This window comes from Aminobacter anthyllidis (assembly GCF_018555685.1).
Taxonomy (GTDB): Bacteria; Pseudomonadota; Alphaproteobacteria; order Rhizobiales; family Rhizobiaceae; genus Aminobacter; species Aminobacter anthyllidis.
In genome coordinates this window covers 658,123-678,721 of the sequence record NZ_JAFLWW010000001.1, presented here as the reverse complement: position 1 = coordinate 678,721, position 20,599 = coordinate 658,123, and the positions used below count along the sequence as shown (strand labels likewise).

18 protein-coding genes are annotated in these 20,599 nt (G+C 63.8%); 7 read left to right on the top strand and 11 right to left on the bottom strand.

Annotation, left to right across the window (positions count from 1 at the left end; all coding sequences use genetic code 11):
* Positions 1-62 precede the first annotated feature (62 nt).
* Genes J1C56_RS03620 through J1C56_RS03595 form a run of 6 tightly spaced genes read left to right on the top strand, consistent with a single transcriptional unit; the run spans position 63 to position 4,966 of the window.
* On the top strand, positions 63-1,130 hold the full coding sequence (locus J1C56_RS03620; RefSeq protein WP_214386036.1) for an NAD(P)H-dependent flavin oxidoreductase: 1,068 nt from the start codon (positions 63-65) through the stop codon (positions 1,128-1,130).
* Positions 1,131-1,144: 14 nt separating this feature from the next.
* Entirely contained in the window at positions 1,145-1,903 is a 759-nt protein-coding gene (locus tag J1C56_RS03615) for an enoyl-CoA hydratase family protein (protein WP_214386034.1), read from the top strand.
* Positions 1,904-1,922: 19 nt separating this feature from the next.
* Positions 1,923-2,723, top strand: a complete 801-nt coding sequence (locus J1C56_RS03610; protein WP_214386031.1) for an SDR family oxidoreductase — start codon at positions 1,923-1,925, stop codon at positions 2,721-2,723.
* Positions 2,724-2,725: 2 nt separating this feature from the next.
* Complete coding sequence (locus J1C56_RS03605; protein ID WP_214386029.1) at positions 2,726-3,184, top strand: MaoC family dehydratase; 459 nt, start codon at positions 2,726-2,728, stop codon at positions 3,182-3,184.
* A 32-nt stretch (positions 3,185-3,216) separates the two neighbouring features.
* A complete protein-coding gene (locus J1C56_RS03600) occupies positions 3,217-3,852 on the top strand; it encodes a nuclear transport factor 2 family protein (protein ID WP_214386026.1) in 636 nt (211 codons plus the stop codon).
* Positions 3,824-4,966, top strand: coding sequence for an NADH:flavin oxidoreductase (locus tag J1C56_RS03595; RefSeq protein WP_246591095.1), 1,143 nt, complete (start codon positions 3,824-3,826; stop codon positions 4,964-4,966). Before J1C56_RS03600 ends, J1C56_RS03595 begins: the two co-directional genes overlap by 29 nt.
* A gap of 154 nt (positions 4,967-5,120) precedes the next feature.
* Here J1C56_RS03595 and J1C56_RS03590 read toward each other — a convergent pair whose 3' ends face one another.
* Positions 5,121-6,188, bottom strand: a complete 1,068-nt coding sequence (locus tag J1C56_RS03590; protein ID WP_214386024.1) for a helix-turn-helix transcriptional regulator — start codon at positions 6,186-6,188, stop codon at positions 5,121-5,123.
* A gap of 183 nt (positions 6,189-6,371) precedes the next feature.
* Between J1C56_RS03590 and J1C56_RS03585 the strand changes: the two genes are divergently transcribed.
* Positions 6,372-6,584 (top strand): hypothetical protein, encoded by a 213-nt coding sequence (locus J1C56_RS03585; RefSeq protein WP_214386022.1) that lies wholly within the window; start codon positions 6,372-6,374, stop codon positions 6,582-6,584.
* A gap of 6 nt (positions 6,585-6,590) precedes the next feature.
* On the opposite strand, the gene J1C56_RS03580 is transcribed toward J1C56_RS03585, so the two are convergent.
* The 10 genes from J1C56_RS03580 to tssM form a co-directional block, all read right to left on the bottom strand.
* Positions 6,591-7,808 (bottom strand): ABC transporter substrate-binding protein, encoded by a 1,218-nt coding sequence (locus tag J1C56_RS03580; protein ID WP_246591093.1) that lies wholly within the window; start codon positions 7,806-7,808, stop codon positions 6,591-6,593.
* Positions 7,809-7,945: 137 nt separating this feature from the next.
* A complete protein-coding gene (locus J1C56_RS03575; RefSeq protein WP_214386020.1) occupies positions 7,946-9,193 on the bottom strand; it encodes a multidrug effflux MFS transporter in 1,248 nt (415 codons plus the stop codon).
* A 193-nt stretch (positions 9,194-9,386) separates the two neighbouring features.
* Positions 9,387-10,703 (bottom strand): 30S ribosomal protein S12 methylthiotransferase RimO, encoded by a 1,317-nt coding sequence (gene rimO / locus J1C56_RS03570; protein ID WP_214386018.1) that lies wholly within the window; start codon positions 10,701-10,703, stop codon positions 9,387-9,389.
* Positions 10,704-10,901: 198 nt separating this feature from the next.
* A complete protein-coding gene (locus tag J1C56_RS03565) occupies positions 10,902-11,597 on the bottom strand; it encodes a TerC family protein (RefSeq protein ID WP_214386016.1) in 696 nt (231 codons plus the stop codon).
* A 193-nt stretch (positions 11,598-11,790) separates the two neighbouring features.
* Positions 11,791-12,129, bottom strand: coding sequence for a hypothetical protein (locus J1C56_RS03560; protein WP_214386014.1), 339 nt, complete (start codon positions 12,127-12,129; stop codon positions 11,791-11,793).
* A gap of 76 nt (positions 12,130-12,205) precedes the next feature.
* Positions 12,206-13,222, bottom strand: coding sequence for a YncE family protein (locus J1C56_RS03555; protein WP_214386012.1), 1,017 nt, complete (start codon positions 13,220-13,222; stop codon positions 12,206-12,208).
* Positions 13,223-13,327: 105 nt separating this feature from the next.
* A complete protein-coding gene (locus J1C56_RS03550) occupies positions 13,328-15,721 on the bottom strand; it encodes a peptidoglycan DD-metalloendopeptidase family protein (protein WP_214386010.1) in 2,394 nt (797 codons plus the stop codon).
* Positions 15,718-16,107, bottom strand: a complete 390-nt coding sequence (locus J1C56_RS03545; RefSeq protein WP_246591165.1) for a DUF1036 domain-containing protein — start codon at positions 16,105-16,107, stop codon at positions 15,718-15,720. The genes J1C56_RS03550 and J1C56_RS03545 overlap by 4 nt, the downstream gene beginning before the upstream one ends.
* Positions 16,108-16,174: 67 nt before the next feature.
* Positions 16,175-16,942, bottom strand: coding sequence for a PP2C family protein-serine/threonine phosphatase (locus tag J1C56_RS03540; RefSeq protein ID WP_214386005.1), 768 nt, complete (start codon positions 16,940-16,942; stop codon positions 16,175-16,177).
* A gap of 128 nt (positions 16,943-17,070) precedes the next feature.
* The gene (tssM, locus tag J1C56_RS03535) at positions 17,071-20,586 is read right to left on the bottom strand and encodes a type VI secretion system membrane subunit TssM (protein ID WP_214386003.1); all 3,516 of its coding nucleotides are present in this window, start codon (positions 20,584-20,586) and stop codon (positions 17,071-17,073) included.
* Positions 20,587-20,599 lie beyond the last annotated feature (13 nt).

The window sequence follows — 20,599 nt, the reverse complement described above, 5'->3', positions numbered from 1 at the left end:
AAGACAGTGCGATCGCCCAGGCAGAAATGGGCGCTCGCCGGAACCAGCAAGAGAGAATGACCATGAGCCTGCATACCGTCCTGTGCGAACGCCTCGGCAGCCGCTACCCGGTGGTGCAGACTGCAATGGGCTGGGTCGCCGACGCTAACCTGACGGCCGCAACCTGCAACGCCGGCGGCTTCGGCTTCTTTGCCGGTGCTACAACCGAGCCAGGCGATGTCGAAAACCAGATCCTTGCCATTAAGGCCAAGACCGATCGTCCGTTCGGCGTCAACTTCCACATGTTCCAGCCTAATGCCGAGGAAGTCATCTCGGCGGTCATCAAGCACAAGGTTCGTGCCGTCAGCTACGGCCGCGGGCCCGATGCGAAGACCATCAAGCGGCTGAAGGATGCCGGCGTGGTGTGCATGCCCACCGTCGGCGCGGTCAAGCACGCGATCAAGGCGGTCGAACTCGGCGCCGATATCATCACCGTGCAGGGCGGCGAGGGCGGCGGCCATACGGGTGCCGTGCCGACCACCATTCTTTTGCCGCAGGTTCTGGATGCGGTGAAGGTGCCGGTGGTTGCCGCCGGCGGCTTCTTCGACGGGCGCGGCCTTGCCGCAGCCCTCAGCTACGGTGCGGCGGGCATCGCCATGGGCACGCGCTTCCTGATGACCAAGGAATCGCCGGTGCCGCGTTCGGCGCTCGACCGCTATCTCGCCACCAAGGACCCGACGCTGATCCGCACGACGACGGCAGTCGACGGCCTGCCGCAACGTTTCATCGAGAACGCCGAAATCAGGCGTCTCGAAAGCATGGGCCTGCCGGCGCGGCTCGCCATGAGCATGAAATACGCGCGCCAGTGGGGCAAGGAGAGCGGGCTCGGCCCGATCGCCATGGCCAGGCTCGGCCTCAAGGTGCTGTCGAGCGGCGAGAACAGCTTCGCCCAGACGGTGATGGCACCGAACCTGCCGACGCTGGTGCAGCGCGGTGTCGTCGAGGGCAACACCGAAAGCGGCCTGCTGCCTTCGGGCCAGGCCGCTGCGATGATCGACAAGCTGGAGAGCTGCGAAGAGCTGATCGCCCGCATCGTCAGCGAGGCGGAAGCACGGCTCAAGGCCGTCTCGGCGCTCGTCGCCGCCAACTGATTGGAGAGAATTCGATGAGCGACCAATTCTGGACCAGGATCGAAGACGGCATTGCCGAACTGGTGATCGAAAACCCACCGGTCAACGCGCTCGACAGTATCGGCTGGCGCAGGCTGTCTCAGGAGATCGACGCGCTCAACGCCAATGCCGATGTCCGCGTGATCGTGATCCGCGCCGAGGGCCGGGGTTTTTGCGCCGGGGTCGACATCAAGGAACTGCAGAAGCATCCCGAGCGCATACCTGAAGTGAATGCCGGCAACTGGGAGACTTTCCGAGCGGTGCATCGCGGGCTGAAGCCGGTGATCGTGGCCGCGCACGGTTACATCCTCGGCGGCGGCATCGGCATCTGCGGCTCGGCCGACATCATCCTGTGTTCGCCCGACGCGACCTTCGGCGTGCCCGAAGTCGACCGCGGCGCGCTCGGCGCCGGCGCACATCTGCAGCGCCTGTTTCCGGTGCAGAAGGTGCGTCAGATGTACTTCACCGGTGAACCGATCGATGCGGCCGAGGCCTTTCGCCTAGGCGCTGTCGAAAAGATCGTACCGCGCGAGGAACTGCGCGATGCGGCCATCAAGCTTGCCAGGACCATTGCCGCCAAGAGCGCGATCATGATCCGCCTCGCCAAGGAGGCGCTGAACGGCATCGAGGACGGCGACCTCGAGAAGAAATACCGCTGGGAGCAGGGTTTTACGGCCCAGGCCTACCTGACCCAGGAATCGCAGGAGGCGCGCGACGCCTTCGTCGGCAAGCGCGACGCCGACTTCAAGAAGTAACCAGACCAGGACGCCCGACATGACCGCCACCAAGATCCTTCCCGCCCCGCCCTACGTCGAAGGCCATGGCCTGCTCAAGGGCCGCTCGGTGCTCATCACCGCGGCTGCAGGCGTCGGTATCGGCTTCGCAGCCGCCCGCAAGGCGATCGAGGAAGGCTGCCGCGCCATCATGATCTCCGACGTCCACGAGCGCCGGCTGGCGGAAGCTGCCGAGAAGTTGCGCGCGTGTTCGCCGACCGTCGAGATCTACAGCCAGCTTTGCAACGTCACCGACGAGGAACAGGTACAGGCACTGGTCGATGCAGCTGAAGACAAGCTTGGCGGCATCGACGTGCTGATCAACAATGCCGGCCTCGGCGGCCTGAAGCCCGTGGTCGAGATGACCGACCAGGAATGGAACCTGGTGCTCGACGTGACGCTGACCGGCACCATGCGCATGACGCGCGCAGCACTCAAGAAGATGCAGCCACGCGGCAAGGGCGCCATCGTCAACAACGCCTCCGTGCTCGGCTGGCGCGCCCAGAAAGGCCAGTCGCATTACGCCGCAGCCAAGGCCGGCGTGATGGCCTTCACGCGTTGCTCGGCGGTGGAAGCGGCGGAATACGGCATCCGCATCAATGCGGTGTCGCCGTCGATCGCCATGCACGACTTTCTCAAGAAATCAGCGCCGCAGGAACAGCTCGACGCACTGACCAGCCTCGAAGCCTTTGGCCGCGCGGCGGAAGTGTGGGAAATCGCCAATGTCATGATGTTCCTCGCCAGCGATTATGCCGGCTACATGGTCGGCGAGATCGTCTCCGTCTCCAGCCAGAGGGCCTGACGATGGGCCTGGTCTTCTCCTCGCCGGATGAAGCGGTGGCTGCCATCGGCCAGAGCCTCGGCTCGACCGACTGGCTCGTCATCGACCAGGCGCGCATCGACATGTTCGCTGAGGCGACCGGCGATCATCAGTGGATCCATGTCGATCCCGTGCGCGCCAAGGACGGCCCGTTTGGCGGCACGGTGGCGCATGGCTGCCTGACGTTCTCGCTGATCAACGGCTTCCTGCCCGACCTGTTCAAGGCCGAGGGCATGAACATGGGCATCAACTATGGCTGCGACCGGTTGCGCTTTCCAGCGCCCGTGCCGGTGAACTCAAGGGTTCGCGCCACGGGCGAAGTGGTCAACGCCGAGTTCTTGCCGGGCAATGCCGTGCAGACGACGGTGCGCGTGACCATCGAGATCGAGGGTTCGGTCAAGCCCGGCTGCGTCGCCGACATGGTCGGCCGCTACTACTTCTGAGGCGCCCAGCGCTTCTGCCACCGGAGGTGACAATGGACAATACAGGCAACGCGCAGGCCGAGATCCTGGCGCGGCTGGACCGGCTCGAGTCGCGCGACGAGATTCGCCAGCTGATCTCGAAATATTCACTGGCACTCGACATGCGCGACATGAACGCGATGGCCTCGCTGTTTGCACCCGACGTCAAGGTTGGCGGCGGCAAGTCGGGCAGGGCAGCATTGCGCGACTGGCTCGATGAGACGATGCGCAAGCAGTTCGACGGCACCTCGCACCATGTCGGCACGACGATCATCGAGTTCGTCGACGCCGACAACGCCGTGGGCGTGGTCTATTCCAAGAACGAGCACGAATGCGGCGCCGAGTGGGTCATCATGCAGATGATGTATCACGACCGCTACGAGCGCATTGACGGGCGCTGGTGCTTCCGCCGTCGCCAGCCGCTGTACTGGTACGCCACCGACCTCAACAAGCCGCCCATCGGTTCGCGCAAGATGCGCTGGCCCGGCCGCGAGCCCTATGAAGGCTCGTTTCACGAGCTGTTCCCGTCCTGGAAGGAGTTCTGGGCGCGCTCAGGCCCCGACGAGGCGCTGCCGGAGCCGGCACCGCTCGAAGCTTTCATCGAAACCATGCGCAGAGGTAATGAAATCCGTGGCAACCGTGTGCGCTGAGAAACTGACGACTGACGGGCTGATCTCCGAGAAGCTGTTCCAGCCGATCAAGGTCGGCAGCCTGGAGCTGTCCAATCGCATCGCGATGGCGCCGATGTCGCGCTATTTCTGCGCCGACGGTGTGCCGCACGAGAAGGTACAGGCCTATTACTCGCGCCGGGCGCTGAACCAGGTCGGGCTGATCATCACCGAGGCGACCTATATCGGCCACCCGACCGCGCCGAGCTACGAAGGCGTGCCAGACTTCCATGGCGAGGCGGCACTTGCCGGCTGGGCCAAGGTCCGTGCGGCCGTGCATGCCGCCGGCGGCAAGATCTTCCCGCAGCTGTGGCATACAGGCAGCTTCCGTAACTCCGCCATGGCACCGCAGCCGGGGGTGCCGGGCGTTGGTCCGTCGGAAAACCTCAACGCCTTTACTGGTCATCCTGAAACAAGCAAGGCGATGACCGAGAAGGATATCTTCGAGGTCATCGAGGCCTATGCCGAGGCAGCGGAGGCCGCACAGCGTCTCGGCTTCGACGGCGTCGAGATTCATGGCGCGCATGGCTATCTGATCGACGAGTTTTTCTGGGCGACGTCCAACCGCCGCACCGACCGCTATGGCGGCAACCGGCGCGAGCGTACGCGTTTCGCCGTCGAGGTGATCGCGGCAATGCGCGGCCGCGTTGGGCCGGACTTCCCGATCTCCTTCCGCTACTCGCAGTGGAAGCAGCAGGATTACACGGCCGTGCTGGGCGAAACACCCGCCGAACTGGCCGAGGTTTTGCAGCCGCTGGTCGACGCCGGCGTCAGCATCATGCACTGCTCGACGCGCCGCATATGGGAACCGGGTTTCGCGGCAGAGGGCGATATGACGCTCGCCGGCTGGACGAAGAAGATCACCGGCCTGCCGGTCATTGCCGTCGGTGGCGTCGGTCTCGACCGGCCGGGCCTCAACGCCGCCGAAATCGCGCCGCTCGACGTGATCGAAAAGCCGCTCGCGCGCGGCGAGTTCGACATACTGGCCGTCGGCCGCGCGCTGCTGGCCGATCCGGCCTGGGCCATGAAGATCAAGCAGGGCCGCAGCCAAGAGGGCGTCGGATACTCCAAGGAGCAGCTCAAGTCGCTGTTCTAAGCAAGATCGGCGCCCCGACGGCAAGTCGGGCGCGCCTTCTTCCTGCGGCAGGCCACGAACCTGCCTCCAGAAAAATAGACACAAAAAGAAGCGCCGGGGACATTGTCCACGGCACTTTCAGTTTGGGTCGACAGGGAGTTGGGAGGATTGTCGATCAGGCGGCCTGGCGCGGGCCGTGGCCGAGGATGACAGCACTGTTCAGCACAAGGCGGACCAGTTCCGTCTGGCGCGTGATGCCGCTCTTGGAGAAGATCGAGCGCAGATGCGCGCGCGCGGTGTTGCGGGAGATGTCGAGCGAAGTGGCGGCATCCTCGAGCGACAGTCCGGCGGTCAGGCGTCGGGCAACGGCGGCTTCCGCTGGCGTCAGGTCGAACAGCTGGCGCACGAGATCGCCCTCGACCTCCAGATTGGCCTCTGGATCACGGATGTAGACGGCGACAGCCGAACTGGCTGCCGCGGCATTGTCCTTGCTGCCACGGATCGGCCGTACGATGACACCCAGGTTGCGTGAGCCCGACTGCTTGGTCAGCGACAGGCCGCGGGACTTCGTGCCCTCGTCGTCGGCAGCGCTCTGCATGGCAGCCTTGATCGCGGTCTGGAAGTCGCGGTCTTCCTTGGCCGAGGTGGCGCGCAGCTTGTTGCCCTGGATCTGCAGGCCGTCGCGGGCTTCGAGCAAGCGGCTGGCGGCATCTGAAGCACGGATGATCTTGCCGGAATGGTCGAGGATGACGACACCGACATAAAGCTTGTCCATGACGTCGGAATAAAGCCTGCGCTCCACCTCGGTGGCGCCCATGCGCCAGGACGTCTCGACGCCACGCGCCAGCTGGGAGACGAGGATTTCGCAAACGGAGGCCGCATCGTCGTCGAACTTGGCCCCGGCACGGTCACGGAAGAGCCACAGCGTGTAGCGGGCGGAATCGTCTGATGTCACATGGGTCGCCGACAGCGGCTGGCAGCGCTCCGAGAGATAGGCCAGTTGCGCGGGGCGGGCGAGGGCGGCGCCCGCGGCATCGGTCATCTGTTCGTCGATCTCGGTGAAGGCATAATAGGTCTCGCCGGTGCGCAGGCGATCCTCGATCACGAGAACGGCGGCATAGGCGTCGAACTGCTCGCGAACCAGCTCGAGCGAGCTGCGCAGCGGCTTGCCGTTCATCAGGCTGTCGGAGACGCGGTTGAGGAAATGGCCGAATTCGACGATCGATCTGGAGTGAAAGGTCAAGGCAGTAGCTCCCAATATCCGCCGCACGGGGGCGTGCGGGACCGGTGCCCGACGAGAGTTCGCCGGGTGGCATGTAGAAGTTGGATCGTGGCAAGGGCCGCAGCCGGCCCAGGCTCGGCGTATCAGGATGGCGGGGGGAAACCACGTCGGGCCAGGTGCCGGACGGACGATGATCCAGTTGTCATGCTGAGTATGCTGGAACCGGTCATCGCGCTTCCTCCCGAATGCGAAATGAATGATGTCGACATATATGTCATTAAATTGACACGTCGTCAAATTCGAAATGCGTTGCGTGGAATTTTTGACGCGGTGTCAGCGACGGATGAATTGCAGGCAGGCTGCAAACGAAACGGGCCGGATCTTGCGACCCGGCCCGCATGTTCAGGAAATGGCTGAAAAGCTTCAGGCGCCGCAGTCGGCGCGCTCGACCAGGCCGTCTTCACGCGGCTTGTAGGGGTTCTTGACGACCTTGATCGACTCGGGTGCCGGCAGGAAGTGGCTCTTGGCACTGGCCTGGATCGGACCGGTAAGCATCTCGACCTTGGATGCATTGGCCTGCAGCCAGGCAGCGATCGACTCGCCGTCGGTCTTGCCCGAGCCATTGATCGCAGCCGCGAGAACGACCGGCTGGATGTAGTAGGGGATCAGCGCCGAGGCACCGCCCATGCGGTCGACGTCGGCAACCTGTTCCTTGGCGCGCTTGACGAATTTGGCGAAGGCATTCTCGCCAACCGCATCGCTCGGGCAATAGGTCATGCCGACGAACTGCACGCTGTAGACGTCCTTGAACGCCTCCTCGCCCACCACGGCGGCGTTGCCGACCGCATAGTTGGTCATCGTCTGGTTTGCCAGCACCGGCACGTCCCAGCCGATGTCGGCACGGTTCTCGAGCAGCTTGCGCGAGTCGTCGCCGATCGAGTTGATCAGCAGGATCGCCTCGGCACCCGAACTGCGCATCTGGAACAGCTGCGGGGTCATGTCCTCGGTGCGGAAGGCGAATTCCTGTACCGCGGTCGGCTCGACGCCCTTGGACTTGAGGTAGTCGACGATCTCGACAACGGCCGCCTTGGACATGCCGCCATTGTCGGAGATGAGCGCCAGCTTCTTGAGCTTGAGCACGTCGATGGCGAAATCGATGTTCGGCTTCATCTGGTTCAGGCCGGTGACCGAGCCCGAGAAGTGGAACGGACCCGCTTCGGGCGTCAGCTGCGTTGATGCCGCCGATGAAATCTGCGCGACTTTCTTTTCGCCGGAGATCGGGACCACGGGGATGGTCTCCTGGCTGGTGGCCGGGCCGACGAGCACCTGGACCTTCTCGTTTTCGATCAGGCGGCGAACCTCGCTCACCGCGTGGGTCGGGTCGGTCATGGTGTCGCCGAGAACCAGTTCGGCCTTCTTGCCGAGAATGCCGCCAGCGGCATTGATGTCCTCGATGGCCAGCTTCCAGCCCACTTCGGCTGTCTTGCCGATCGACGCGCCGCCGCCGGTCATCGACATGATGCCGCCGATCTTGATGGTCTCTTCGGCTTGCGAGATGCCTGACGACAGGGCCAGTGCCGCCACCGAAACCATTCCGATGGCAGTGCGACGTGTAATGGAATTATTCCATTGGAAGTTCATGCGTTTCTCCTCCGCTTACTTCGACCGACAACCAGTCATGGCCGTTGGTTCGAAACATCGTCCGCTTGGACGATGGGTAGCTTCGGCAGGCGGAATTCATCAGTCCGGGCTAAACAATGCCGATACGGAAGCGCATGCTAGCGTTTCGGCGCCTTGGTCACGATGGCCCGCGCCAGGGCTGGCTCCGGCAGTTTTCGCCAGGCCAGCCAGGCGAGTACGGCGCCGAGCCCCATCAACGGCACGACGACCGACATGCCCAGCATGGCATCGCCGAGGAAACCGGCCGCAACGGTGCCAAGCAGGCCGCTGCCCATCTGCATGAAACCGCTCAGCGAGGCCGAAGCCCCCGCATTGTCGGGAAAGGCGGCGACTGTCGCCACAGACATGGCCGGCATGACGAAGGCGTTGCCGAAGACGAACATCGCCATCGGCAGCATGACCGAAACGAAGGTCGGCTCGTATAGCCCCAGGAAGATCGTCATGGCCACTGCTCCTGCGCCGCTGATCGCCAGCCCGACAGGCACCATCCGAGCGGCGCCATAGCGAGGGATGAGGCTGCGCATGACCAGCGAGCCGGATATGAAGCTCGCCGACTGGAACAGCATCGCCAGGCCGAACTGCGCCGGGGTGAGGCCTAGCCGATCCATCAGGATGAAGGGCAGTACCGTCGCCTGTGTGTAGTAGGCGCCAAGCGTGCCGGCGATGACAAGGCTGGAGAACAGGAAGTAACTGTTGCCGAGCAACATTCCATAGGTGCGGATGACGGCCTGCGGCCGTGCGCGGCTCGGGTCGCGCTCGACGGTCTCGACCAGCGCAAGACGGACGGTTAGCAGCGCGGCGATGCCCATCAGGAACATGATCGAAAAGATGGCATGCCAGCCGAAGACCTGCATCACTAGTCCGCCGACGGTCGGCGCAAGAGCCGGGGCGAGTGCCAGGATCAGCGTGATGAGATTGAGGATGCGCGCCGACTGTTCGTGAGCGAACAGGTCACGCACGATGGCGCGCGAAAGCGAAAGGCCGACCGCGGCACCCGCGCCCTGCAGCAGGCGAGACAGGATCAGCACCTCGATGGAGGGCGCAACCAATGCGCCCAGGCTGCCGACCAGGTAAATACCGAGGAAGGCAAGCGTCACCGGCTTGCGGCCATAGCCATCGGACAGTGGGCCACAAACCAGCTGGGTCAGGGCAAAGCCCGCGAAATAGAGGCCGAGCGTCATCTTCACCGCCTCTTCAGTGGTGCCGAAGGCATCGACGATTTCAGGCATCGCCGGCGTGAACAGCGACAGCGAGGCAGGGCCGAGACCGGCAAGCACCGCCCCAACGACGGTGACGCGCCGCTCGCTCATCAGGCCGGGACGCTTGTCTTGCTGGTCTGATGTCATGGCGCTGGCCCTGGCTGGAATGGATGGCAGGTGCCGGGTGCGGCCAACTGCCTGTCTCCAGATCGAACCGGTGTCGGCAACGGTCATCCGTCATACGGACTAGCGCGCGGAATATTGGGTTGCGCGCCGGCGAAAAGCAAAAAGGGCCGCAAGATGATGCGGCCCTTCGTGAAGTGGTCTTCGAGACGGATTTTCAGACGGCCGAGCCGTAGAGGTCGTAGGCGTCGGCTTTGTCGATCTTGACGGTGACGATGTCACCCACGCGCAGCGGCCGGCGCGACTGGATGTGCACCGAACCGTCGATCTCTGGAGCGTCGTATTTGGTGCGGCCCTTGGCGGTCGTGCCATTTGCCTCGTCGATGATGACGGGCAGGCGCTTGCCGACCTTCTTGGCCTGCTGGGCGGCCGAGATCTTCTGCTGGCGCTGCATGAAGCGGTGCCAGCGGGCTCCCTTGACCTCTTCTGGCACTTGCTCGAGGCCGAGATCGTTGGAACGCGCGCCATTGACCGGCTCGTATTTGAAGCAGCCTGCACGATCGATCTTGGCGTCGTCGATCCAGTCGAGCAGCATCTCGAAATCTTCGTCAGTCTCGCCGGGGAAGCCGACGATGAAGGTCGAGCGGATGGCGAGATCGGGGCAGACCTCGCGCCAGCCGCGAATGCGCTCAAGCGCCTTTTCGCCATGGGCCGGGCGGCGCATGTTCTTCAGCACCTGCGGCGAGGCGTGCTGGAAGGGGATGTCGAGGTAGGGCAGGATCTTGCCCTCGGCCATCAGCGGGATGACGTCGGCGACATGCGGGTAGGGATAGACGTAGTGCATGCGCACCCAGATGCCGAGCTCGCCGAGTTCCTGCGACAGGTCGAGGAATTTTGCCTTGACCTCACGGTCCTTCCACGGGCTGGTCGCGTATTTGATGTCGATGCCGTAGGCGCTGGTGTCCTGCGAGATGACCAGCAGTTCCTTGACGCCGGCATTGGCGAGCTTTTCCGCCTCGCGCAGCACGTCGCCAGCCGGACGTGAGACCAGATCGCCGCGCAGGTCGGGAATGATGCAGAAGGTGCAGCGGTTGTTGCAACCCTCTGAAATCTTGAGATACGCATAGTGGCGCGGGGTGAGCTTGACGCCTTGCGGCGGCACAAGGTCGGTATACGGATCATGTGCCGGCGGTGCTGCCTCATGCACCGCGGCCATCACGCTTTCATAGGCCTGTGGTCCGGTGATGGCGAAGACGTTGGGGTGCTTCTCGCGGATCAACTCCGGCGTTGCGCCCATGCAGCCAGTGACGATGACCTTGCCGTTCTCCTTCATCGCGGTGCCGATCGCGTCCAGCGACTCGGTGCGCGCGGAATCGAGGAAGCCGCAGGTGTTGACCACGACAAGGTCGGCGCCGTCGTGCTTGCGGGCGATTTCGTAGCCTTCGGCGCGGAGCTGAGTGAGGATGCGTTCGGAATCGACAAGTGCTTTCGGGCAACCGAGGCTGACAAAACTGACGCGGGGTGCTGCGGACATAGACAAGGTTCCAATGGACAAGGGCCGCAACCCAAGTGGGCCGGCCCGGAAGTCTCGAATTTTCTCGATCTGTCGGCTCTGAAAAGAGCTCAATTCGGGCGGCGCAATAGCACAGATCGGCGTCCAAGCAAACCACCTGATCGCCACATGCTCAAAGGGCCGGAGTGTCTCCGGCCCTTCTAGTCAATCATTTCGGCTTCAGTGGGCGGGGGCGCTATGCCCACCGAACCACTGGCTCAGGAAGCCGAATTGCTCCGGAAACTGGTCGACAGCGCCGTCGAGCAGCATCTTGACCGCGACGTAAAGGATGATCACCAGGCCGATATAGGCGATCCAGCGGTACTTGTGCAGCAGACGCGCGACGAACGAAGCGGCAAAGCCCATCAGCGCGATCGACAGTGCCAGGCCGATGATCAGGACTGTCGGGTGATCCATCGCGGCGCCGGCGACGGCAAGCACGTTGTCGAGCGACATCGACACGTCGGCGATGACGATCTGCCAGGCAGCCTGGGCAAAGGTCTTGCGCGGCCCCCTGCCGGCGATCTTGCCGTCTTTGTCGTAGTCGGCGTCGGAGAGCGCTTCAGTGGCCTCGTGTTCCTGTTCATGGCTGACGCTGAGTTCGCGCCACATCTTCCAGCAAACCCACAAAAGCAGCAGGCCGCCGGCGATGAGCAGCATCGGACCGATGGCCAGGAGCCACTGGGTGATCAGCGCGAAGCCGATGCGGAGAACGGTCGCGGCCGCGATGCCGACGAGGATGGCCTTCTTGCGCTGATCAGCGGGAAGCCCCGCGGCGGCAAGGCCGATGACGATGGCGTTATCGCCAGCGAGCACGAGGTCGATAGCTATGACCTGCAGAAGCGCCGTGAAGCCTGCGGCAGTAAATATCTCCATCGGACGGGACCCTCTCCGTTCATTTCCAATGTCTGATGTGGGCTATAACGCCCGACGCGCGTGCGTCAACAGACAAGCGGGGCGTTTATTCGAAACGGCTCAAATCCCCGCCATCCCTGACGCGAAGCTGACGAAACGCGGTGATAAAGGCGGCATCCGACCATGATCGGAACTCGGCCGACCGGTCTTGCGCCTATTCGCAGACGTATCTGACACGGCCAGTGGGCCCGCTTACCGCGCGACACGCGATCGGCTTGGTGTTGCCGGTGCTGGCCGCGCGGCTTGGCGCGCGGGTCACCGGGCGAGGGCCCGGTTGCTGTGTGGCGAAGCGGATCTCGGGTCCGGCTGGAAAAGCGGTGGCCTGTTGGCGTTCGGCCGCGGCGCGCCTCGCTTCGTCGTCCTGCCAGAAGCGCCGCGAATCCACCGTTTTAGGGATGACCACAGTGCCGTCGGACGAGCGACTGCAGCCGCCAAGAAGCGCGGCGGAAAAACCCAAGGTAAGCGCAAGCGTCAATGTGGAACCGAAACTCATGCGAATGCTATATCGTGCCCGATGGCGTCGATAAAGTCCCTCAGCGCAAGCATTTGGGATAAATGAGAAAATTCGTCTACGTCAGCAAGGCGGGAACATGAAAGCAGGCGAGCGGCTGTTCCTCGTTGGTGACCACGAGCAACTCCCCTGACGGATCGAGATCGAGCCCCTTGGATCCGCCTTCCTCAGGGTTATGCCTGCCCTTGTAAAAGGTCTCGTCGTCGAGGACCCTGAACGAGGCCACCGACCCGTGCTCGCCGGTCCAGTTTCCACGGTGTGGCTCGTAGACCTGGACGTATGGCGTGCCGGCATCGGCCACGTAAATCCTGTTGCCATTTGGCGAAAAGCGAAGTCCGTGCGGATAGCTGACGCCCAGGAGCGTTCCGACATGGCGCGACTGGCGATTGAGGCGCTCTTTGTTGTCGAAAACCAGCACGCTGTGCGTCATGTGATTGCTGACGGCGATCCAGGCCTTGTCCGGGCTGATGGCAATGCCGTCGGGTACGTCGAGGCCTTGTTCCAACAGGACCGAGTTGCGCGGCAGGCTCCGGCCGCCGTCAGCGCGGATCACATGCCGGGTAATCCGGTGCTTGTAATTGTTGCAGACGAGAAGTTCGCATCGGCCGTTCTTTGTGCCGGAAACGCATACCGAGCCAGGGGAATGGAGACGCGTTGCAAGACCTGCCCGTGTGATGGTTCGTAGCGGTGTGAGATTGTGGATGCGCTGCGCTTTGCTGTGAACCGGGATGGCAAGGATCGCGACACCGCCCATCCGATTGGCGACCACCAGCGTTCGATCATCGATGAAGTCGAAGCCATGTGGTTCGTTCAAAGCGGCCGAATGCAGCTCCATGTAGTCTGTGACGTGCAAGATCGGCCGGCTTCCCGAACGCTCGATCTCGACATCGAGCAGCAGGCAGGTTCCCTTGGCGAAACCAGCGATGGCGATGCGGCGACCATCGGGAGAAAACTTCACGTCTTCGGTCCGCCCAAGACGTGCCATTGCCAATTCGGCTTCCTGCGCCACGACGATGTCCAGCCTTGCGCGGCTGTCGTCGATGATCCTGTCGGCGTTGGGAACGGCGATGTTCATGGACTGCTGGCTCGAAAACGCGATGTCTAAAGGATCGTCAGCGCACAAATCACGTCGGCGGGCAGTCTGGCAAGCCGGCCCGGAACAAGCTGCAGGGATACGCGCTCACAGCGTCGTCGCAACCGAACTCAGCGTCGTGGTGATCGCCTGCTTGTACTTCTCGAATTCCGGCGAAGTCTGCCGGACGACCGGCGGCGGTGGCGCAGTGGTGGCTGTGCCGGGCTGCGACGATACGGCCGGGGCGCGTCCGGTCATCTTTTTCTCCGCCCAGGCGACGACATAAGTGGCGTTCTTGCCGGTCAGGAACGGATTGGCCTTGATGACGACCGCACCAAGGACATCGGCAATCAATGCGTCGCCGGACGACGACAGGATCTGGTGGGCACCTTCCATCCCGAGGAAATGGCAGAGATAGAGCCGGCCGGCGGTGATCTGGTGGCCGCGCTGCTTGAGATAGGCTTCGCCCTCGCGGGCCAGGTTGCGCACCATTTCGCGCGAGATCGTCGGGTCGAAGCGCAGTTCGAGCAGTTCGGCGGTCGAGAGCGACCTGGCGAGATCGGGCCGGTAGGTGTTCATCATCCTGATCCAGGTCTTGCTGATGAACTGCCCGAGGCCTGTCGCCGACGACAGCGGGTTCTTGGCACGCGCGCTGCCGCCGCTTTCGACATGGATGATGCGGTTGGTCAGCACCTCGATGGCTGTATCGTCCGAGGAGGTCGTGACGCCGACTGATGTGGTGGTCGTCGTCGTCGTGGTCGTTGCCACGGCGACCGTCACCGTCCCCAGAGGGTCGATGGCCTGGCCGTCCTGATAGAGTTCGAAATGCAGGTGCGGGCCGGTCGACAGGCCGGTGGTGCCGATGTAGCCGATGACATCGCCGGCCTTGACTGTTGTGCCCACGCTGATGCCGTCGGCGAAACGTTGCATGTGGGCATAGCGGGTCTCGCGGTTGTTCGCGTGCGAGATGCGGATGAGGTTGCCGTAGCCCTTGCCGTCGCCCTCGAACACGACCTGACCGTCGAAGGCGGCGGCGATCGGCGTGCCGATGGGCGCGGCCCAGTCGACGCCCTTATGGATGCGGACCGTCTTCAGGATCGGATGCTTGCGCGGCCCGAATGTCGAGGTCATCACGCCATTGACCGGCGTCGCCATGCCATTCGTCGTTGCCAGCGAGCGAACCTGGTCGTCACCGCTCACGCAAGAAAACTGTCCGTCGCTTTGCTGGAAGACGAAGCACTCGAGCTTTTTGTCGGTGCCGTGAACGCCCACATAGAGCACGCGGCCGGCGACGCCTTCCTTGCCGCGCGCAGTCTCCGAATAGAGCAGGACCAGCCGCTGGTCTTCGCTTGCAAAAGCGTTCAGGTCCTGGCCGCGCGACAGGTACATGATCGCTTCGCCAAGCACCCCCGTAGGAACGTTGTTGCGGGCGGCGGTCGAATAGATTGCGTCGAGCAGCCGGTACTGCCGCTTCTGCGCGCCGGCCTGCGGGGCACCGGAATAGTTGAACAGGTCGTCGCGCACCCAGGGGTCGACGCCTGACACAAACTGGCCGGCCGAGTTGCGGGCAAGTGTGCCGACGAACCTGTTCATGGCGTAGACCGAAACCTGCATCAGCGCCATTGCCGGTGCGCCGCGTCGTGGCCGGAAGCCGCGCAGGGCGACGACATAGCCAGGTTCGAGGTTCTCCAGCCTGAAGACCGCCTTGAGCGCGTCGCTGACCAGCTTGGCTTCATCTGTCGCGAAATGGGCCTCGAGCGCCACGCTTTCGAGGGTGCGGTTGGTGAGGATCTTGACGAAGATATCCTCGGTCGCCTCGAAACGCTCGGTTTCCGGCGTCACGCTTGCCACGCTGGTGTTGTTTTCGACGGCGGTTTTTTCGAAGGCGGGCAGGGCGGCTTCGCCCTGGTCGATGGTTTCGCCCCACCCGGCGCCGACATCGGAGGTGTCATCGCCCTCGGGTTCGATCGCATCGAGATCGGTCGCGGCCGGCGGTGTCGGCTGGACGTCGGTTTGTTGCCCTGGCACAGGCTCGGACACCGCGCGCTGCGCCTGGAAGAAGGCGAAGTCCTCCTGCGTCGAAGGGATGGCGGTCATGAAGCGTTCGCTGGAACTCAGCATCGTGTCGGAGAGATATTCGATGCTGGGCGAGATGCCGTCCTCGACAAGGTCAGGCGGGCGGGACAGTTGGCGTCGCTTCGTCTCTGTGCCGGCCTCATGCGCCAGATTGATCCACATCGGGTCGCCGGCGAGATCGACGATGGCCGGCACGTAGACGGCGGCATCCGCCGGCACGATGTCCGCCTCTTCCGTAGGCTGGAGATCGCCGTCATATTCGGCTGATATCCAGTAATCCGCGCCGAAATAGACGGCTGCCGCGATTATGCTGGCGAGTGTCAGGACACCCGCCACTATCAAGGCCTTCAGCCGGCGCTCACGTGAGCGCCTGGCCATACGCTGTTGTTTTTGCTGCTTGAAGCTCGCGTCGATGCCATGGGTCATGGCGAGGACCCGGTCAGGAAGAAGGTCCAGCGGGCCTGTTCGAGCGTGTCGACTTCATAGAACCGGGCAGCGATGTGGCCGCGCTGCCAGCATTCGTCGATGCCGCGCACGGTGAAGCGCTTGCGCTCGACGCACATGTCGGTCGAGCCGCTGAGTATCGCGTTGCCGAAGACGTCGGTCGCGTAGATGTAGATGTAGCGGTTGGCCAGTTCGTCGCGGATGACGTTGACGCACTGGTTCGCGCCGATCGTCCACCAGCCATCGGTCTGGAATGCAGCGTCGACCTCCTGACCGACGGCGAGATTGACGACGTCGAGGGTCTGGTTGCAGACGGTGAATTCCGCTCGGGCCAGATTGGGGGCGAAGAGCAGCGACAGCAGCGCCAGGAGGGCAACAAGCGCCGCGCGTGCATCGGTTCGGTCCCCGATCCCGTCCGCATCGTCTTGCCGGCCGCTATCGGCCTCCCGCCAAAGCCCCAGAAGCTGCACCGTCGGCCTCGCCCCGAATCCGCACCAGCACAATGGTGACGTTGTCCGTTCCGCCGCGCTCGAGAACCTTTGCCAACAGGTCTTCGCATGCCGCCTGCGGTGTCGTCGAAACCACCGCCGCCTCGATCTCGTCGTCCGAGACATGGGCGGTCAGCCCGTCCGTGCCCAGAATGAAGACATCGCCGGGCAAGAGGTCGCCCTGACGGAAGTCGACGTCGATGTCGTCGCTGACGCCGATGGCGCGGGTGATGACGTTGCGGCGCGGCCAGGTTTGCGCTTCCTCGGCCGTGATCGCGCCGCGATCGAGGAGTTCCTGGACCTCGGTGTGATCGTGCGAGACCTGCGAGATTGCGCCATCGCGCACCAGGTAGACGCGACTGTCGCCAAGCCACAGGCAGGCGAACTTGCCGTCCATGGCGAGCAGTGCCGCGACCGTCGAACCCATCGTCGCGCCACGCGAGTCGGAAATCTCGCGGATGTCGGAATGGGCCAGTCTCAGCCTGTCGACGAAGCGCGCGCGCAGGTCTGGTGCCGATTCGGGAATGCCGATCGTCGACAAATGTTCGACGATGCTGGCGGAGGCGACTTCTCCGGCGTCATGCCCACCCATGCCGTCGGCGACCACCCACAAGCCGCTTCGAGGCTCGATCAGGTAGCTGTCTTCATTGACCTGACGGACGCAGCCCTTGTGGCTGACGCCATAGCTTTCGAAGGGGAGGGCAACATTGTTCAATGGCCTCAAGCGCTTCTCAAGCGCCCCTCTGCGTTGCGTGTTGACGCGCGCGTCTTCAGTCTGCCACAGGCCCGTGCGTTAGAGTACAGAAATTAACACGTGCGATATCGCCCTGCTTCCTCACCGGTTCACAGGCCCTTCGGGCAGGTGAAGCCGGAGAATGCGGCAAGCGCAAACGGGTTGCCCGGCGGGTTGATCTGGACCGTGTAAGCGACATCGCGGCCGCCGATGACGTAGCGCAGTTCGAGCTTGTCGCCGTTGAGCGTTGACGTTCCTGCGTCGAGCAGGCGTTTCAGTGCCCATGGGCCCTCGAACCTGATGGCGGACTCGCGCCCGGGCAGCTCCGGCGTCAGGCTGAGATTGGCCGAGCCGGCGGACGCGCTGCCGGGCCAGGTGACGATGCCAGGGCTGCTGCCGTTCTGGTAGCTTTGGACGACCTGTCCGTTGACGTCGAGCAGGGCCATATCGGCGTCGCCATGCAGCGAAAACGGCGTGAAGGTGATGTTGACCGCAGGCATCGAGCCGCCAAGTGGAAAGAACGCGTCACGGATCTCGGCGGCAAGCTGGAATTGCTTCAGCGTCGACCGCGACAGCCCACGCCCGAGGCGCGACTCCTGCTTCCACTGCCACTCCTGGCCCGACATGTCGGCGAAGGAGGCGAGATTTTGGGCGAAAAACCTGTCGATGACGCCGCTGGGCGCGAAAAGCCTGGCGAAGTCGCCGATCGGAACGTCCTGGCTGGCGCCGGTGCCGAAGGGATAGCGGTTGGCGATCACCTCCTCGCATGGGCCGCTGACGGTTTCCTGCAGCGACTGGTTGAGTTGCGCGACAGAGGTTTCCGCGACATCGCCTTCGAAATCGTCGGCTGCGGCATGGACCATCCGCGACAGCGTCTTGGGCACACGCGAGGCATTGGCGCGGAGGTTGGATATCTGCAGCTGCAGATTGGCATTGACCCGGCCGGCTTGAGACGGGGCCGCCGCAGAAATCGTCAGGCTCTGATAGACGGCATGGAAATTCTGGATCAGGGCATCGATCGGCCGCTGGCCGGGACGGCCGTCAACGAGAAGCTGGAACGGGCGGAATTGGGCCTCGATGTTTGCGCCCGGCACGACGGTCGGCGCATTGGCGAAGGCTGCGCCGGCGCGACTGGCGGATTTGCGGCCTGCCAGTTCGATGCCGATGCGGGCAAGGCCTTCGCCGCGGGCATCGGCGTCGCCCGTGGCACTTGCGCCGCGTGTCAGCGCCGTTTCGCGGGCTATCGCCTCGAACAGCTGTGCCAGCGCCGAACTGGGCGAGCCGGCGGCGGAAAGCGCCAGGTACTCCGGTTTATCCGCCGACATCGGCCTGAACTTCAGCTTGTCGAGGACGCCGTTCCATGCGGCCGAAAACTCGTTGCTGTAGCGCTCGAGCATTTCGGGGCCGAGCCGCAGCAACTCCTGGTCCACATCGCCTTGCTCGCCGCCGGCGCCGATGACCCACTGCTCGTCGACGAGTTTTTGCGCGATGCCGGAAAGCTCTGTCAGGTAGAAATCGGTGAAGCCGGCATGGGTGTAGAGGCCGGGAACGCGCAGCGCCGACAGGTCGCTGCCATCGACGGTCTCGAACACCAGTTTTGCTTCCTGACCGCCTTTCGTGGCGACGATGAAGTCGTCGAGAGTGGCGGCAGACAGCGCCGAGGCGATCAGGGCGGAGGCGCGGTCGGCGACCGTCATGCGGCCCAGCGCGCGCTGCGCCGACTCGACGACGAGGCGATTGAGCTCGAATGCCGGATCGAACTCATCGTCGAGCGTGAGCATCGCCCGCAGGTGTTTTTCCAGTATGAGACGGCCTTCGCGATTCTGCGGACCTGGATAGCGGTTCTTCTCCCAGTCTTGCTTCATCCACGACACGATCTGTTCGTCATCGACCTTCGGCGCCTCGCCGCCGAGCATGAGGTAGATCTTGAGCGCGTCATAAAGCGCGGCAGGATCGCTCATCTTCACCTCGATCGTCCGCTCGAGGTGAAGCAGCAGGCGCGGGCGCAACATCCGCTCCAGCGCCAGCCGGTAGGTCGTTTCCGATGCCGAAAGCAGCCGCGCGCGTTGGCTAAGCCCGAGCATTTCCCGAGCCGGCGTCGGCTCGTCGCGGTTCTCGTAGCCGGTTGGCAGGCCACTGATGCTCTCCAGCGCATCGATGACATTCTCAAGGTCGACGTCGGATAGGGTTTCCGCCTGAAGCAGCGCGGCGGCGGACGACGTGTAGCTTTCGGCCGCCTGGCTGGTTGCTGCGATCAGCGCCTTGTTGGTGGCGTAGCTTATGGCCAACGCCCCCAGTGCCGCTGCGGCGACAAGAGTGATGGCGCCGATCCCGGCGAAGCGGGCGAGTCTGGCACGCCGGTCGGCTGCGTCATCGTAGGAAACCCAGCCAGCTTCGGCGAAGATGACCCTGGCCAGCAGGTCGTGCAGGAAGAAGCTCTTGCCGGTACCGGAAAGCTGCGCCTGGGAGCCGTTGCCGAAACTGCGGCCGATGGCGCCGAGCACGCGATCGATCGGCGTGCCCTCCTGTGTGCCGGAGGAGAAATAGAAGCCACGCAGGATGGCGTTGGCCTGCTTTTTCGTCGGCTCGAAGACGCGGCCGAGAAAATTTGCACTGCGCTGCCTGAGCGAGGCGAACTGCGCGGCGAAGCTGAAGATGGAGATGCGTGCGAGCGGGTCTGGCTCGCCTTGCAGGCGATCCGGCACGTCTTCGGACAGGCGGCGCACGAGCGCGTCGAACTCGACAGGTACTTCGCCGACCATGTTCGCCTTGCGCTCTGTGCCCTGGAACGTCGCGCCCCAGACCATGCGCCGGCCGGTTTCATCGAGATTGCCGAAACTTTCCATGAAGCCGGCGATCAGGTCGGCCTTGGTGAACAGCACATAGACCGGGAAGCCGATGTTCAGCGTCTCATGGATTTCCTGCAGGCGGTTGCGGATGATAACGGCATGGGCATCAAGCTCCTGATCGCTTGACGTCATCACGTCCGCCAGGCTGATGGCGACGATCACGCCATTGATCGGCTGCCTGGCGCGGTGCTTCTTGAGCAACGACAGGAAGGCGAGCCAGCCCTTGCGATCGCTTTCGGTATCGGAATCCTGCGTGGTGTAGCGGCCGGCAGTATCGATCAGCACCGCTTCATCGGTGAACCACCAGTCGCAGTTCCGCGTGCCGCCGACACCGGGCACCGGCTGGGCTGCGCCAGACACGGCGAGCGGAAACTTGAGTCCCGAATTGACCAGCGCCGTGGTCTTGCCGGCACCGGGTGCGCCGATGATCAGATACCAGGGCACCTCGTAGAGAAAATTGCGCTTGCCGCTGGCACGCTTGAGCGCAGCGATTGCCTTGGCCATGCCTGTTTCGAGCAAGCTGGCGTCGCCATCATAGGCGCTGTCGCTGGCAACCGCGGCTGCGAGCGCCTGTTGCGCCCGCCGGGCATGCCAGGCACGGAGCAGGGCGACGCCTGCGACCAAGGCCACCATGATGCCGATGACGGCCAGGCGCGGCCAGACAGGTTCAAGCGGTCGGCTGTCGGCCAGGACGATCAGGGGGGCGGCAAACCACACGGCCGCGGCAAAGCCGGCCAGTGCGATGACGCTCAAGATCCTGAGCAGCCAGGCCATCATGGCGACAACACAA

Excerpts from the sequence above, each read along its gene's own strand:
- J1C56_RS03550 (WP_214386010.1), bottom strand. The coding sequence starts at position 15,721 with ATGACCCATGGCATCGACGCGAGCTTCAAGCAGCAAAAACAACAGCGT.
- J1C56_RS03615 (WP_214386034.1), top strand. The coding sequence starts at position 1,145 with ATGAGCGACCAATTCTGGACCAGGATCGAAGACGGCATTGCCGAACTG.
- J1C56_RS03605 (WP_214386029.1), top strand. The coding sequence starts at position 2,726 with ATGGGCCTGGTCTTCTCCTCGCCGGATGAAGCGGTGGCTGCCATCGGC.
- tssM (WP_214386003.1), bottom strand. The coding sequence starts at position 20,586 with ATGATGGCCTGGCTGCTCAGGATCTTGAGCGTCATCGCACTGGCCGGC.
- J1C56_RS03600 (WP_214386026.1), top strand. The coding sequence starts at position 3,217 with ATGGACAATACAGGCAACGCGCAGGCCGAGATCCTGGCGCGGCTGGAC.
- rimO (WP_214386018.1), bottom strand. The coding sequence starts at position 10,703 with ATGTCCGCAGCACCCCGCGTCAGTTTTGTCAGCCTCGGTTGCCCGAAA.
- J1C56_RS03565 (WP_214386016.1), bottom strand. The coding sequence starts at position 11,597 with ATGGAGATATTTACTGCCGCAGGCTTCACGGCGCTTCTGCAGGTCATA.
- J1C56_RS03560 (WP_214386014.1), bottom strand. The coding sequence starts at position 12,129 with ATGAGTTTCGGTTCCACATTGACGCTTGCGCTTACCTTGGGTTTTTCC.
- J1C56_RS03610 (WP_214386031.1), top strand. The coding sequence starts at position 1,923 with ATGACCGCCACCAAGATCCTTCCCGCCCCGCCCTACGTCGAAGGCCAT.
- J1C56_RS03575 (WP_214386020.1), bottom strand. The coding sequence starts at position 9,193 with ATGACATCAGACCAGCAAGACAAGCGTCCCGGCCTGATGAGCGAGCGG.
- J1C56_RS03580 (WP_246591093.1), bottom strand. The coding sequence starts at position 7,808 with ATGAACTTCCAATGGAATAATTCCATTACACGTCGCACTGCCATCGGA.
- J1C56_RS03595 (WP_246591095.1), top strand. The coding sequence starts at position 3,824 with ATGAAATCCGTGGCAACCGTGTGCGCTGAGAAACTGACGACTGACGGG.
- J1C56_RS03585 (WP_214386022.1), top strand. The coding sequence starts at position 6,372 with ATGCTGAGTATGCTGGAACCGGTCATCGCGCTTCCTCCCGAATGCGAA.
- J1C56_RS03555 (WP_214386012.1), bottom strand. The coding sequence starts at position 13,222 with ATGAACATCGCCGTTCCCAACGCCGACAGGATCATCGACGACAGCCGC.
- J1C56_RS03620 (WP_214386036.1), top strand. The coding sequence starts at position 63 with ATGAGCCTGCATACCGTCCTGTGCGAACGCCTCGGCAGCCGCTACCCG.